Origin of the sequence: Schaalia sp. HMT-172 (assembly GCF_030644365.1) — a bacterium.
Taxonomy (GTDB): domain Bacteria; phylum Actinomycetota; class Actinomycetes; order Actinomycetales; family Actinomycetaceae; genus Pauljensenia.
The window spans coordinates 2,201,131-2,213,768 of record NZ_CP130058.1 but is presented as its reverse complement, the minus strand read 5'-3'; the positions used below and the strand labels follow the sequence as shown (position 1 = coordinate 2,213,768).

Below are 12,638 nucleotides of genomic sequence, written 5' to 3'. Positions count from 1 at the left end.
AAGTCCTACCGATTGATCACCAATCTTTGGCATACTGTGGAACGGAAAATAACCGTCCTACAGGAGCCGCCGTGCCCGAAGAAACCGCCATCGATACCCAATCGCAAAACGACGCCCAGGCCTCGTCCGCGACACACAAACCCAGCCTGGGCCGCGTCATCGCCGCGTGGGGGGTCCACGCGTTCACCATCTCGGGTCTCGTGTGGGCGACGCTCGCCCTGTTCGCGATCCTCAACAACAACATCCCCATGATGTGGCTGTGGCTCGTCATCGCCCTGGTCGTGGACGGCGTCGACGGCACCCTCGCCCGCAAGGTCGGCGTGCGCGACGCCATCCCATGGTTCGACGGCGGCGTCGTCGACAACCTCGTCGACTACCTGACGTGGACCTTCCTGCCCGCACTGTTCATGGCGCTGCACCTGCCCTTCGGCCCGCAGCCCGTGCCGGTCGTCATGATGATCGTCATCATCGTCTCCTCCCTGTTCTGCTACGCGAACGACGGCGAAAAATCCAACGACAACTACTTCGTGGGCTTCCCCGCCGCGTGGAACTGCGTCGCGATCGTCATGTACGTCCTGCAGACCCCCGCGTGGGTGAACATCGCGGCGACGATCTTCCTCGCGATCATGACGCTCGTCCCGCTGCACTACACGCATCCCGCGCGCGTCAAGCGCTTCCAGATCCCCAACATCGTCGGCGCCGCCGCGTGGATCGTCGCCTGCGCGTACCTGGTCGTCATCTACCCGGTCCAGCCCCTGTGGACGCTCATCCTTTTCTGGGTCGGCGGCGGCTGGTTCATGGTCGCGGGCTTTATCCGCACGGCCACCGGCGAGGACAAGTAGCTCCCGCCCCACGATCACCGACGAACACCCCCGGGCCTGGCGCTCGGGGGATGTTTGTTATGCGAGCCTCGTTCGGGCGGCGACGAGGCCGGGGCGGGGTGGTGCCCGCGGCCGGCGACGAGGCCGGGGCGGGCGTGCGGCGAGGCGGCGCTCCGCCCGTGCTCCGCCCGTGCTCCGCCCGTGCGGAGCAACCGAGGTCACGGGAATCGGCGTTACGAGAGCTCCGCGAGGCCTTTCTTGACGGCCCGGTCGCGCTGGTAGCGGAAGACCTCCAGGAAGATGCCGCCGAAGAAAATCAGGGCGATGGCGGTCCACACGCCCGGGGGAGCGTGGCGCCCGTACATGAGGAAGTACACGTAGGGGGCCAGGAAGGTGACGGCGGCGGTAACGGCGCCGACGATGCGGTGCCAGAGTTTTTGTCCGGCGACCATTTCGATGAGGCCCCACGTGTAGGGGATGGCGGTGATCATGTCGATGGCCCACAGGATGCGCCAGTCGCCCCGGAAGTGCGGGACGTACATGACGGGCACGGCCCGCGCCATCGAGTACACGAGGACGACGACGTAGGCGATGAACTTGGGGTTGCGGCACAGCTTGAGGAAAGCGGAGCGTTCGATGATGGAGGCGCCGACGGCGCGCGAGGCGCGGGTGGCGTGCGAGGCGGTGGAGAGCGTATCGAGGCCGGCCATGGCAACCCGCATGAAGGCGCGTTGCTCGTCGGTGCCGTCCGCCCACGCCTCGAGCAGCGTGAGGGGGGACAGCGCGATGGGCGTGTAACCGCCGGAGGGGACGCCGGCCTCGTGAATGACGTCGGAGCCGAGGGCCTCGCGCAGGCGCGGCAGCTGGTCGGTGGGGATCTCCGCAATCCACAGGCGCACGCGGCGTTGGATGGCGTCGTGGAGCTCGTGGGAGAGCGCGTGGCCGGCGGCGGAGTGAGGGGAGAATCCTTCGGCGGCGATGTCGGTGAGGGCGCCGGGCTGCTCGACGATGCGCGTCGTTAGGTCGCCGGCGCGGTCGACGCCGGAGATGGAGATGATGGTGGCGACATCCCACTGGTAGGTGCGCGCGATCTCGATGTCGAGGATCGAGCGCAGCGTGATGAGGGATGCTGTCTCGCTCACGGTTAGCCTCTCGGTTGGGGGTTGTCCACTCAATTGTGCCTGACTGAGCGGTCGGAATGCGCGCCCACGCGGGAATCGTTGCAGCCGTAGAATCGACGCATGGCGAAACGACGGATTGACACGGCCCGTGGGATGGAGGCGCTGCGCGCGTGGCGCGAGGCGGTTGAGCGGGGCGGGGAGGCGCCGCGCCCCGTGGTCCTGACGGCCGTGCGCTTCACGCTCGAGGAGCTGGGGGCGCTGCACCCGGGCCGGTCGGTGGAGGTGCGCGTGCCGCCCGCGGGCGCGGTGCAGATCCTGCCCGGGACGACGCATCGTCGTGGGACGCCGCCCGCCGTCGTGGAGACGGACGCGCGCACGTGGCTGTCGCTGGCGTGCGGGCTTCTCACGTGGGACGAGGCCGTGGCGGGCTCGCTGGTGAGCGCCTCGGGTGAGCGCACGGACCTGGGACCCCTCCTGCCGCTCGTGTGAGGGCAGGGGAGGGGGCCGGGGTCTCAGGCCTCCAGCTGGGGTGCGCCGAAGCGCGCGGCGATCTTGGGAGCCAGGTACTTCTGGGAGCCCTTGTAGGCGTAGCGCTGGGCGACGGCGGCGAGGGCGGCGGAGGTGGCCGCGAAGATGACCAGCGAGGTCAGGGTGACGTCGTCAGCATCTTCGGCGGGAACGGGGCGCTTGGTGGTGATCTTCCAGCCGGTTTCAAAGATCTTGGAGGCCAAGAAGGCTGCTCCGGCGATGACGGCGGTCGTGGCGACCTTTTCGATGATGGCGGAATCCATGGATGTCTCCTGGCGTCAGTCTGATTGTCCCCGCGCGTGCGCGCGTGCTTCCATGATGCCCCACACGGCCCTCTTGTGCGAGGCCCACGGGTCCGCTGCCCTATGCTTGAGAGGTAGTGTCCCCGTCCGAAGGATTCCTCATGGCTCGCGCCCGCCTACTTTTCGCGCTCTCGGCCCTCGTGGCTGCCTCCACGACCGTCGCGGCCTGCTCGCCGTCGGTGTCGTCGAGCGCCCCGCAGGATCCTTTCGCGGCCCCGATCGTGCCCGGCCAGAGCGCGCGCGCCTCGGCGGCCTCCGGCGGGGGGCACGGAACGATTGACGCCCCAACCCCGCGCAGCGGGTCCGGCACGGTGACGGTGGCGCTCGTGGGCGGCGCCCAGTTGCCCACCGAGACGGCGCAGGAGTTCACGAAGGCCACGGGCTTCACGGTCGCCGTCGTCCCCGTCGACGGCGTGAACGCGGTGGCGAAGGCCGAGGCAGATGTCGTGCTGGGCCTGGACGGCGCGGACGCGCTGCAGGCGAGCGCGGCGGGCACGGTCGCGGACGCCGCGCCCCAGGACACGACGACGCTGGCGGGGACGGCGGTCGACGGGGCCCCCGCGGCGGTGGCTTACGGCCGCGACGACGTGTGCGTCATCGCGGACAAGTCGTGGATGAGCGCCAACAACCGCCCGCTGCCGACGTCCTTCGCGGATCTGTCGTCCCCGCGCGTGCGCGCCCTCCTCGCGGTGCCCGACCCGGCCTCGTCGTCGGTGGGCCGCGCCTTCGTGCAGGAGGCGGCCTCGCAGACCGGCGAGGGCCTTGGAACCTTCGTGCAGTCCATGAGCCCGCGCGTGGACGCCACCCTGGGGGCGGCGATCGGCGCGTGGACGGCAGGCGACCGCGTCTCCGACGCCTACCTGTCCGAGGTCGTGGGTAGCGCGTCGGGCGCGTCGGGCGCCTACCCGCTCGTGGTCGCGCCCAGGTCCCTGGCCGCGGCGGCCGCGACGAATACGGGCGCCGATTCGTTCGGGGCGCCGGTGTCCTCTACCTGCATCGCCCGCATCATGTATGCGGCCGCGACGAAGGCGCCCGCCAGCGACGGCGCCGAGTCCCTCATCGCGTGGCTCCAGGGCGAGACCGCGCAACGTTCCCTGGCGACCACGGGCGCCGCGTACCCGATCGACGGGGTCCTCGCGGCGGATACGAAGGCCTCGTGGCTCATGGGAATCACCGGCGACGCCGTTGTCGCGGACGAGACGATGGGCTCCCTGGACGCGATGAACGCGTGGCTGGCGACGTGGAGCTCGGCCCTCGCCGCCCCCGCTCCGGCGCCCACGACCGACCCGACGCCGGAACCCACGACCGAACCGCAGGCGAGCCCCGCCGCCGACCCCGCGCAGGACGAGGCCGGGGCGACAGGCGACGATGCCGCGGACTCCGACGACGACGAGTAGGCACCGCGCTGACGAGGCAACGCCCTGCGTGTCGGCCCATCCGTTCGCGGGCGTGCGGCGCGCGCCTAGTCGCGCAGCATCGAGGGGCTGACCCGGCACTCGTCGCCGAGGCGCATGGGCGCGATGAGGCCCCTGTCGCGCAGCTCGCGCAGGCGCGGGACCGTGCGTTCGACGACCTTCCACGGGTCGATCGTGTTGAGGTAGATGCGGGTGCCGCCCTCGAAGCCTGCCAGGGTGGAGATGCGCCACTTGAGGAGGATCCTCCAGCGCATGGGCGTGGACACGGTCGGCGGGCGGTGGTACCACTCCTCGTTGGCGGGCACCTCCGCCCCGGTCGCGGCGTGCGCGGCGTGCAGGATGTCCGAGATGCCGGCCATGGCCTCGTCGCTGACCTCCCACGGGTTGCGCGGCGAATGCAGCGGCCAGATCGCGATTCCCGGGAAGCGGTGGCCGAATCCGGCCAGGGCGACGGCGTGCTCGTTCTGGGCGATCAGGAGCTTGCGGGTGGCAGCGACCGTGAAAATCTGGTCGTAGATGTCGGGCTGGGCGCGCAGGCGCTCGAGCTCGGCCTCGGTCTGGACTGCCAGGTCGTCGATGGCGACCAGCTGCTTGTGGAGGTGATCGAAGGAGGCGCCGGCGGGGCGCAGCCAGTTCTGGAACGTCGCCACGTAGCGCACGGCGGGGTTGAGGTCGTACAGGTCGCGCATGGAACGCGCCGTGTAGGCGGTGTACTGCGCGTGTTCCTCGGGCGTGAGGGTGCCCGACCCGGCGAGCTGGTGTGCCTCGGTGGCGCCGTCGACGAAGTGGCGCTTCGCGACGATCAGGTCGTGCCCTCCGGAGAAGAAGCCGTTGGCGGCCTGGAGGCGCGCGGTTTCGCTGGTGGCGGCGAACTCGCCTTCGCTCATGCCCGAGGCCAGCATGCGGGCTCGCACGACGTTCATGACGTGCTCGTAGCCGGCGTCCGAGGCCAGGTAGCGGGCCATGCGGTGGCGGTCGTTCTCGGAGGGGACGTGCCCGTGGTTGAGGTGCCAGTAGTTGTAGGAGACGATCTCGAAGAGGTTGGGGATGCGCCGAAACTCGGCGACCGTGTCGCTCAGCTTGTCGGCGCCAAGGGCGTCCAGCTGCTCCCACGTCCCGTCGTCGTGGCGCACGAGGCGGGACTTTTCGGGCGGTGTCTCCAGGTAGCGTTTGGAGCAGAATGCGCAGTGGCGCCCGTGCGCCTCGTGGTCGATGGGGTCGTGGTCGGCGCGGGGTGCGGCGAGCGGGCGGTTTCCGCGCCCCGGGACGGTCCAGACTTCCGTGCCGGTGAGCAGGTTCTGCTGTTTGACGGTGCCGTCGGCGAGTCGCACGATGGCGCGGTCGGCGCGGGTGAGCTTCGATGCCATGTCTTCATCGTACCTGTCGTCAGAGTCTGTTCATGGTTGCGGGGTGCGATCCGGTGCGCCCGGCTTCTCCCTGGTCGAGCGCGTCGATGCGGGCTTGTTGGTCGGGGCTCAGGGTGAAGGAGAAGGCGTCGATGTTGGTGGCCATGCGCTGGCGGCTCAGGGTCTTGGGGAAGACGACGTGGCCGCGGTCGATGGCCCATCGTATGGCTACCTGGGCGGCGCTCACTCCCAGCTCTGCGCCGATGGCGCGCAGGGTTGGGTCGGTGATGGCGCGCCCGCGTGCCAGGGGGGACCAGGCTTCGAAGACCATGCCGAGCTCGTGCGCGTAGGCGCGCAGCTCGGCGTTGGGGAGGAAGGGGTGGGCTTCGACCTGGAGGACGTGGGGGGTGACGGTGGCGATGGCGCGGACGGCGTCCACGTGCTCGCGCTCGTAGTTCGACAGGCCGATCGCGCGTGCGCCGCCGGCGTTGAAGGCGTCTTCGAGGGCTGGCCAGGGCAGGGTGACGTCGCCCCCGTAGAGGGTGGGCAGGGGCCAGTGGACGAGGAGCAGGTCGACGTGGTCGGTGCGTAGCTCCTCCAGCGAGTGGGCGATGGATGCCGCAGCGCGTTCGGGTTCGTGGTTGGAGTTGTCGATCTTGGTGGTGAGGAAAATCTGTTCGCGAGGGATGCCGGATGCTTCGAGCGCGGCCCCGACCTCGGCCTCGTTGCCGTACATCTGCGCGGTGTCGATGTGGCGGTATCCGATCTCGAGCGCGCGGCTGACGGCATCGTAGGCGTCCTCGGGCGCGACCTTGTAGGTGCCGAAGCCGAGTACTGGGATCGGGGAACCCGTGGGGAGAGTGAGGGTGGGGATGGGGGACGAGGCCGGGGCTGGGTCGGCGGGGAAAGGAACGTTCATCGGTGAATCCTCCTGATCGTCTCCAGTGTAGCGTCCCGGGAGGTCGGCGCGTTTTCTCGTTCGGGCTGGCCGCAGGGCGGTGGGGATGAAGGCGCGTCAGTGCCGACATGTATGGTGGGGCACGCGGGTTGTCCGACGCGTGAGAGCAAAGTCTCAGCTAGTGAGATTTTGTGCTGTCAAATATCGCAGTCTCGATTGTTGAAATTGTGGGGAGGGGTCGAATTTAGCGGTTTTGAGTGTGTCGTGGCGGCGAGTGTGAGGACTCTGACCGCTTGACTTATAAAACATTGCAATATGACTGGAAAACTGCTCACCGTCGTCTGCAACATGGTTGGCACTTTTATTGGACCGTCGGTCGATAGTGTCGATATTTCCCGGAATGACAAGGGGTCTGACCTAACCATCCGGTAGGGTTTTTGTTAGGTAACCCACCGTGATTTGTTCGCTCCACGTGGCACTTTGGCGTAGGATAGATACTGTTCAACCACGATCGCCACCACGTCACGACAACGAACGGAGAGTTATGTCGGTTCGCAATGCACTGCTGGCACTCGTCGCGCAGCAGCCCGCGGGTGTCTACCGTCTGAAGCAGATGTTCGAGGAGCAGACGTGTGGAGCCTGGCCGCTCAACATCGGCCAGGTCTACCAGACGATGCAGCGCCTCGAGCGCGACGGCCAGGTCGTGTCTCACGCCGAGACCAACGCGGGCCGCGATTCTGAAGTCTTTGAGCTGACCGATGCCGGTCGCGATGTTCTCACCGCCTGGTGGTCCACTCCGGTCCCGCGTGAGCATCCCGAGCGCGATGAGCTCGTCATGAAGCTCGCTGTGGCCGCCGCCGATCCGACGGTCGACGTTGAGGCCATGATCCAGACCCAGCGTCGCTCCACCCTGGGCTCCCTGCGCGACGTCACCCGCCTGAAGGCCTCTGCCGACGAGGGCGAGCTAGCGTGGAAGCTCATCCTTGAGCGTCACATCTTCGACCTCGAGGCCGAGCTCAACTGGCTTGACCACATCGAGTCCGGCGCGGTCTCCGAGGCCGCTCGCCGTGCGGCCTTCGCCGCGGCGAAGGGTCGCTTGATGAACTGGGCCCAGGCTGAGGCTGGCATTTCGGAGCGCGCCGGGGTGCGATGAGCCAGCCTGCGCCGCTACCGATCAGGATGACCGGCGTCGGACATGAGTTCGGCGCAAACGGCGTCCGAGTGAGAGCGCTCGACGGGATCGACCTTGAGGTCGCGCCCGGCGAGCTTCTCGCTGTTATGGGACCGTCCGGATCCGGTAAGTCGACGCTGCTGTCGATCGCCGGCGGACTCGAGCGCCCCACGCACGGGAGCGTCTACGTCAACGGCGTCGACCTGGCGACGCTCGATAGCGTGCACCGTGCAGAGGTGCGCCGCCGCTCGATCGGGTACGTCTTCCAGGACTACAACCTGATTCCCTCGCTGTCGGCGCTCGAAAACGTTGAAATGCCGCTCCAGCTCGACGGAGTGAGCCCCTCGAAGGTGCGCGAGGCCGCCATGGCCGCCCTCGAAGAGGTCGGCGTCGCCGAACTTGCTGACCGCTTCCCAGAAAGACTCTCGGGAGGCCAGCGTCAGCGCGTCGCTATCGCGCGCGGACTGGTCGGTAACCGCTCGGTCATTCTTGCCGACGAGCCTACCGGCGCGTTGGATTCTCACACTGGCGAACAGATCATGTTGGTGTTGCGTGACCACATTGATGCGGGTGCAGCCGGTATCCTCGTGACTCATGAGGCCAGAATGGCCGCATGGGCAGACCGGACAGTCTTCCTGCGTGACGGTCGCATCGTCGACCGCTCGCGCGGGGACTCACTGAGGGACCTGCTGGCAGACACAGCACCAGGGATTTAATGAGTCGACTCAGCACACGGATGAGGCGATGGGGAGTGGTACTCCGCATCGCCTCTCGTGATGCGCGCCAGAGTTTCGGGCGGACTCTCACCGCTGTCATCCTGATCTCCCTGCCGATCATCGTCGCGATCGGCTCGATCACCTTCTGGGATGTCACGACTTCCCAGCGGTACCAGGCCTCGTCCTGGCTGGGCCACACCTCCGACGTTCAGGCGGTGACCCTCCGTCGCTCATCGACCGCCCTCGATCAAGACATCACCGCCGACGTACTCTCGAAGACGGCCTCGGACGACGAAATCGACGTCACCATGGAGACCCTCACGAACTGGGTCCCCGACGGCGACCATCTTATCGCCGTCGATACCCTGTACCAGCTGCACGTCACAGCCCCCGATGGGACAGGCTTCACGGTTGACTCGGGCACTCAGACAGCATCTCTGGACGCCCCCCGAGTCGCGGCGGGCGGACGACACGGCGGCCTCGCCGCCAACCATGCCGTCCTCTCTGACGACGTCGCGCGCGCCCTCGGCGTGCAGGTCGGGGACACCGTCAGCCTGACGCTCACGGTCGCCAAGGAACGAACAACCCAGGACCTCGAAGGCTCCGCCGTCATCGACGCCATCATCGGTGGCAGCAGCCGGGCGATCATAGGCGACGGCACGCTCGACATCGATCGCCTCGCGGTGGCCGGGCGCACCCAGACGGCCTGGTACGTGACGGGTCCCGTCCCCGTCTCGTGGGACAAGGTCCGCGAGATCAACGCCTCCGGTTTCTCGGTCGTCTCGCGCCATGTCTTGGCCAGCCCGCCGGACGCCTCTGCCCTGCCCGCACAGATCGCCCAATACGAGCTACCTCAGCCCCCGCTGACCTCGAACCCGTGGCAATACCTGCTCCTGGTCGCCGGGATCCTCCTCATCCTCACAGAGATGATCCTGCTCATCTCGCCCCTGTACACGGTCGCCCAGCGCTCCGTCATGCGTACCGCCGCGATGATCGTCGCCAACGGTGGCGACCGCTCGGATGGGCGTCGCCTGACGATCGCCCACGGCCTCGTCATCGGCGGGTATTCCGCCGTGTTCTCGGTCGTCCTGTCCGCCGCCGCCATGGTCGGCGTCGGCCTGTGGTCCGGCCTCGGCATCGGTATCGTCCCCTGGTGGCCCCTCGGACTGTCGGTGCTGCTGCCGATCCTCCTGTCCCTCATGGCTTCCGTCTCCCCGGCGCACACCTCCTCCCACATCGACACCTCCGCCGTGATCGGCGGGCGCGTGTGGGAGCCCTCCCGCCTGGTTCGCCGCCGCATGATCTACCCGATCTCGCTCCTGGCGGGTCTCCCACTGCTGGGCGTGGCCGCGTGGCGCGGCTCGGTGCTCGCGCTCGTGCTCGGCGTCGCCCTCCTAGAAATCGGCCTCATCGGCTCGATTCCCTACATCTTCACCCGCTGGCGCGCCCCCAACCGTCGGGCCTCAATGAGCATGCGCCTGGCGCTGCGCGACGCGGTCCGCAACGGGCACCGCACGTTCCCCGCCATGGCCTCGATCCTGACGACCGTCTTCGTCGCCTGCGCCCTGCTGATTACGCTCTCCTCCTCGAACGAGGCCGGCTGGAACTCGCGCCCCCACGTGGGCCAGCGCGGACAGATCTTCGTCTCGACGCTGGACAAGACGGACTCGGTGACCCGCTCGAACACCCTCATGCGCTCCGCGACCCAGGCCGTCGACGCCGAACGGACCGTCACCTCGGAGGCGACCCTGCGCGGCATGGCGTGGAATAGCGGCCCAGGCGGCCCTGAGACGATGGTCGAGGCAGTGTCCCCGATCACCGGCAAGACGTTCACGCAGCGGCCAGATATGGCCCCGATGGCGGAGCTGGACGTCGCCTACATCGTCGACGACGGCACCTACCTGCGTCAGGCCGGCTACCTCAAGGAGGCCGACATGGTGCGTGCGCTGGCCACCCTCAACGCCGGCGGCGTGCTCGTCCCCGACCCCGATCTGATCAACGGCGCGGGGCAGGTGCAGCTGCGAAGCCTCGACATGGCGGACATTGCGGCGGCCAGGGCTCAGGGCGTCAGTGACAGCGCCCTGCCCGACGCGCGCGTCCTGCGTTCCCAGACTTTTGCGGCCTCCCCGCTCACCCGCGTCAACGTCATGGTCCTGTCCCCGGCCGCGGCCACGGCTCTCAGGCTCAACTCGGTGCCCCTGGGCCAGCTCCTCACGGTCAACAAGCCCGTGAACACGGTGGATGCGCCGGCCTTCCAGGCGACCATCGCCCGTCAGGTCCCGGGGGCCTCGGCCCAGGTCATCACGCCGACCATGCGCTCCATCGTGTTGCCCTACGTCGCGGCCCTGATCGCGATCGTCGCTGCGGCGGCCACGGTCGCCCTCGTCGTGGCGCTCTCGGCCTCCGACATGCGCCCCGACCTCGACACCCTGGACGCGATCGGTGCGGCCCCCGCCATGCGCCGCCACGTCACGACGTGGCAGGGCGTCGTCTTGGCCCTCAACGCGATCCCCACAGCGGTCCTCTCCGGTCTGATCGTCGGCGTTCTCGCCGTGATCACCCTCGCCCGTTCGGGCATTTTTGGGACCCTGGTGACCCTCACGCCGGTCATTCCGTGGGGTGCCCTCCTCGGCATGCTGATCGGGATGCCGCTCCTGTGCGCGCTCGTCGCGATCGTCCTGACCCCCCGCCACCAGAATCGTATCCGGCGCATCAACTAGGCAGCGCCGATGAGTGAAGCACCCGACACGGTCGTCATCCCGCCCGGCGCCCTGGCCTCGGCCAGCGTGCGCGTCGACACGTGGCTGTGGGCGACCCGCCAGCTCAAGTCCCGCTCACAGGCCACCGCCGCCGTGCGCGCCGGGCACGTGCGTGTTAACGGTGAGCCCGTGAAGGCCGCCTACAAAGTGCGCGTGGGCGACGAGGTGCGCCTGCGCATCGAGGGTTTTGATCGAGTCCTTGGCGTCGTCCTGCTGCTGGCCAAGCGCGTGTCCTACCCCCAGGCGCGCACCGCCTACGACGACCGCACGCCCGAGCGGCCCCGCGTGCACATCCCCATCGCGATGCGCGAGAGGGGGAGCGGGCGCCCCACGAAGAAGGAGCGCCGGGAGCTGGATCGGCTGCGCGGCTACGACTCGCACGAGCACTACTGATGCCCTCCGGCCTGTCTCGGCCTACACGTTCGGGTAGTAATCGCTGATCGACAGGGCGTAGTTTGCGCCCCAGTTCTTCTGGTACTTCGTCTCGAACTGGGCGGTGCCGTGGCCCTGTGCGTCGAACGTCATGGTGACGGTCTCGGTCGTTTTGAAATCCGGCGAGAAGTGGGGGTTGCCCTCGTCAGTCTTGAAGTATGTGGTGATGGTCATATCGAACGAGCTGAACTCGGGGAGCCTCTTGATGAGGTCTTCGTTCACGATGGCCACGTCGATGGTGCACGCGAACGCGGTGCTGTCCGCGGTAGGGCTGCAGGAGTAGTCGCTGAATTCGATGTTCTTGAAGATTTTGTACTGTGCGATGACGGAGGCGGTCGCGACGTTGCCCGGGCACGTCGCGTCGACGGCGGAGCGCTGCTCGGGTGTGGCCCGCAGGTATTCCTTGTAGTGGCGGGCGATGCGCTCCCTCATCGTCGGTGCGATCAGATTGCACCAGTGCGTCGCGTAGAAGTCGTTGGCCTCCTGGCGCGTCTGCGCGGCCTCGGAGCGCACGGCGTGCACCTCCCTGGCCCGCATGACGGCGAGTGTCGTCATCGTAGCGGCCACGAGCCCCAGGACGATGGTGATGACGAGAAGGATCACGTGGGCGGGCCCGAGGCGCTTCTTCGCGGCGGCGCGCGGCGTCGCCGCTTTCTTCCGGGCGTTCATCGGAAGAGCTCCTTGACTTTCTGGAGGTAGGTCTGTGCGTCTGTGACCTCCTGCTCGGCGCGCTGGTGCTGCGTGCCGAGCGTCGAGTACGTCTGCGCGGCGATGATCGCGCTGACGGCGAAGAACAGGGACAGAACCATCAGGACGACCGGCAGGCGCGTGAGCCTCCTGGGGGCGGGCGGCTGCGGGATAGGGGGTTGAGCGGCGCCCTCAGTCCGGGGCCGGGGGGACGAGGCCGTGGCCGCGATGGGAGGTGCCGGGATGGGGGCGGCAGCCTCGTGGGCCGCCCTCCGACTCGTGGCGATGGCCGCGGGCGGGCCGGAAATCGGGGCGCCGACGCCGCTCGTGTGCCGATACTGCTCGGTCCACCGGGCGCCGTCCCACCAGCGCTGGCGGGGGTGACCCTGAGGGTCGGGGTACCAGCCGGGCACGGGTGTCGTCACGGGAGTTCCTTGAGGGG

General features: G+C 68.3%; 13 protein-coding genes. 7 read left to right on the top strand and 6 right to left on the bottom strand.

Annotation, left to right across the window (positions count from 1 at the left end):
• Positions 1-71 precede the first annotated feature (71 nt).
• On the top strand, positions 72-842 hold the full coding sequence (locus tag QU663_RS09270) for a phosphatidylcholine/phosphatidylserine synthase (protein WP_009057087.1): 771 nt from the start codon (positions 72-74) through the stop codon (positions 840-842).
• 212 nt (positions 843-1,054) lie between these two features.
• On the opposite strand, the gene QU663_RS09265 is transcribed toward QU663_RS09270, so the two are convergent.
• Positions 1,055-1,963: a hypothetical protein gene (locus QU663_RS09265; RefSeq protein WP_021612520.1), complete on the bottom strand. Its 909-nt coding sequence runs from the start codon at positions 1,961-1,963 to the stop codon at positions 1,055-1,057.
• 99 nt (positions 1,964-2,062) lie between these two features.
• On the opposite strand from QU663_RS09265, the gene QU663_RS09260 reads away from it, so the two are divergent.
• On the top strand, positions 2,063-2,431 hold the full coding sequence (locus tag QU663_RS09260; protein WP_021612519.1) for a sterol carrier family protein: 369 nt from the start codon (positions 2,063-2,065) through the stop codon (positions 2,429-2,431).
• A gap of 23 nt (positions 2,432-2,454) precedes the next feature.
• Here QU663_RS09260 and QU663_RS09255 read toward each other — a convergent pair whose 3' ends face one another.
• The gene (locus QU663_RS09255; RefSeq protein WP_021612518.1) at positions 2,455-2,733 is read right to left on the bottom strand and encodes a DUF4235 domain-containing protein; all 279 of its coding nucleotides are present in this window, start codon (positions 2,731-2,733) and stop codon (positions 2,455-2,457) included.
• Between the two features lie 140 nt (positions 2,734-2,873).
• Between QU663_RS09255 and QU663_RS09250 the strand changes: the two genes are divergently transcribed.
• Positions 2,874-4,169, top strand: a complete 1,296-nt coding sequence (locus QU663_RS09250) for a hypothetical protein (protein WP_304990560.1) — start codon at positions 2,874-2,876, stop codon at positions 4,167-4,169.
• 65 nt (positions 4,170-4,234) lie between these two features.
• Here QU663_RS09250 and QU663_RS09245 read toward each other — a convergent pair whose 3' ends face one another.
• Together QU663_RS09245 and QU663_RS09240 are read right to left on the bottom strand one after the other, a co-directional pair.
• A complete protein-coding gene (locus tag QU663_RS09245; protein ID WP_021610865.1) occupies positions 4,235-5,554 on the bottom strand; it encodes a DUF4921 family protein in 1,320 nt (439 codons plus the stop codon).
• Between the two features lie 19 nt (positions 5,555-5,573).
• The gene (locus tag QU663_RS09240) at positions 5,574-6,452 is read right to left on the bottom strand and encodes an aldo/keto reductase (RefSeq protein WP_021610866.1); all 879 of its coding nucleotides are present in this window, start codon (positions 6,450-6,452) and stop codon (positions 5,574-5,576) included.
• A gap of 523 nt (positions 6,453-6,975) precedes the next feature.
• Between QU663_RS09240 and QU663_RS09235 the strand changes: the two genes are divergently transcribed.
• Genes QU663_RS09235 through QU663_RS09220 form a run of 4 tightly spaced genes read left to right on the top strand, consistent with a single transcriptional unit; the run spans position 6,976 to position 11,470 of the window.
• On the top strand, positions 6,976-7,584 hold the full coding sequence (locus QU663_RS09235; RefSeq protein WP_021610868.1) for a PadR family transcriptional regulator: 609 nt from the start codon (positions 6,976-6,978) through the stop codon (positions 7,582-7,584).
• Entirely contained in the window at positions 7,581-8,318 is a 738-nt protein-coding gene (locus QU663_RS09230) for an ABC transporter ATP-binding protein (RefSeq protein WP_021610869.1), read from the top strand. Before QU663_RS09235 ends, QU663_RS09230 begins: the two co-directional genes overlap by 4 nt.
• 20 nt (positions 8,319-8,338) lie before the next feature.
• Positions 8,339-11,038 (top strand): hypothetical protein, encoded by a 2,700-nt coding sequence (locus tag QU663_RS09225; RefSeq protein WP_021610870.1) that lies wholly within the window; start codon positions 8,339-8,341, stop codon positions 11,036-11,038.
• Between the two features lie 9 nt (positions 11,039-11,047).
• Entirely contained in the window at positions 11,048-11,470 is a 423-nt protein-coding gene (locus tag QU663_RS09220; protein ID WP_021610871.1) for an RNA-binding S4 domain-containing protein, read from the top strand.
• A gap of 21 nt (positions 11,471-11,491) precedes the next feature.
• Here the strand turns inward: QU663_RS09220 and QU663_RS09215 are convergent, their stop codons facing one another.
• Positions 11,492-12,178 (bottom strand): hypothetical protein, encoded by a 687-nt coding sequence (locus QU663_RS09215; protein WP_021610872.1) that lies wholly within the window; start codon positions 12,176-12,178, stop codon positions 11,492-11,494.
• On the bottom strand, positions 12,175-12,621 hold the full coding sequence (locus QU663_RS09210; protein ID WP_034480270.1) for a DUF2510 domain-containing protein: 447 nt from the start codon (positions 12,619-12,621) through the stop codon (positions 12,175-12,177). The genes QU663_RS09215 and QU663_RS09210 overlap by 4 nt, the downstream gene beginning before the upstream one ends.
• Positions 12,622-12,638 lie beyond the last annotated feature (17 nt).

What these genes read in the sequence shown, in the direction of transcription:
- QU663_RS09260 (WP_021612519.1), top strand. Translation starts at nt 2,063, where the DNA reads ATGGCGAAACGACGGATTGACACGGCCCGTGGGATGGAGGCGCTGCGC.
- QU663_RS09255 (WP_021612518.1), bottom strand. Translation starts at nt 2,733, where the DNA reads ATGGATTCCGCCATCATCGAAAAGGTCGCCACGACCGCCGTCATCGCC.
- QU663_RS09250 (WP_304990560.1), top strand. Translation starts at nt 2,874, where the DNA reads ATGGCTCGCGCCCGCCTACTTTTCGCGCTCTCGGCCCTCGTGGCTGCC.
- QU663_RS09245 (WP_021610865.1), bottom strand. Translation starts at nt 5,554, where the DNA reads ATGGCATCGAAGCTCACCCGCGCCGACCGCGCCATCGTGCGACTCGCC.
- QU663_RS09240 (WP_021610866.1), bottom strand. Translation starts at nt 6,452, where the DNA reads ATGAACGTTCCTTTCCCCGCCGACCCAGCCCCGGCCTCGTCCCCCATC.
- QU663_RS09235 (WP_021610868.1), top strand. Translation starts at nt 6,976, where the DNA reads ATGTCGGTTCGCAATGCACTGCTGGCACTCGTCGCGCAGCAGCCCGCG.
- QU663_RS09230 (WP_021610869.1), top strand. Translation starts at nt 7,581, where the DNA reads ATGAGCCAGCCTGCGCCGCTACCGATCAGGATGACCGGCGTCGGACAT.
- QU663_RS09225 (WP_021610870.1), top strand. Translation starts at nt 8,339, where the DNA reads ATGAGGCGATGGGGAGTGGTACTCCGCATCGCCTCTCGTGATGCGCGC.
- QU663_RS09220 (WP_021610871.1), top strand. Translation starts at nt 11,048, where the DNA reads ATGAGTGAAGCACCCGACACGGTCGTCATCCCGCCCGGCGCCCTGGCC.
- QU663_RS09215 (WP_021610872.1), bottom strand. Translation starts at nt 12,178, where the DNA reads ATGAACGCCCGGAAGAAAGCGGCGACGCCGCGCGCCGCCGCGAAGAAG.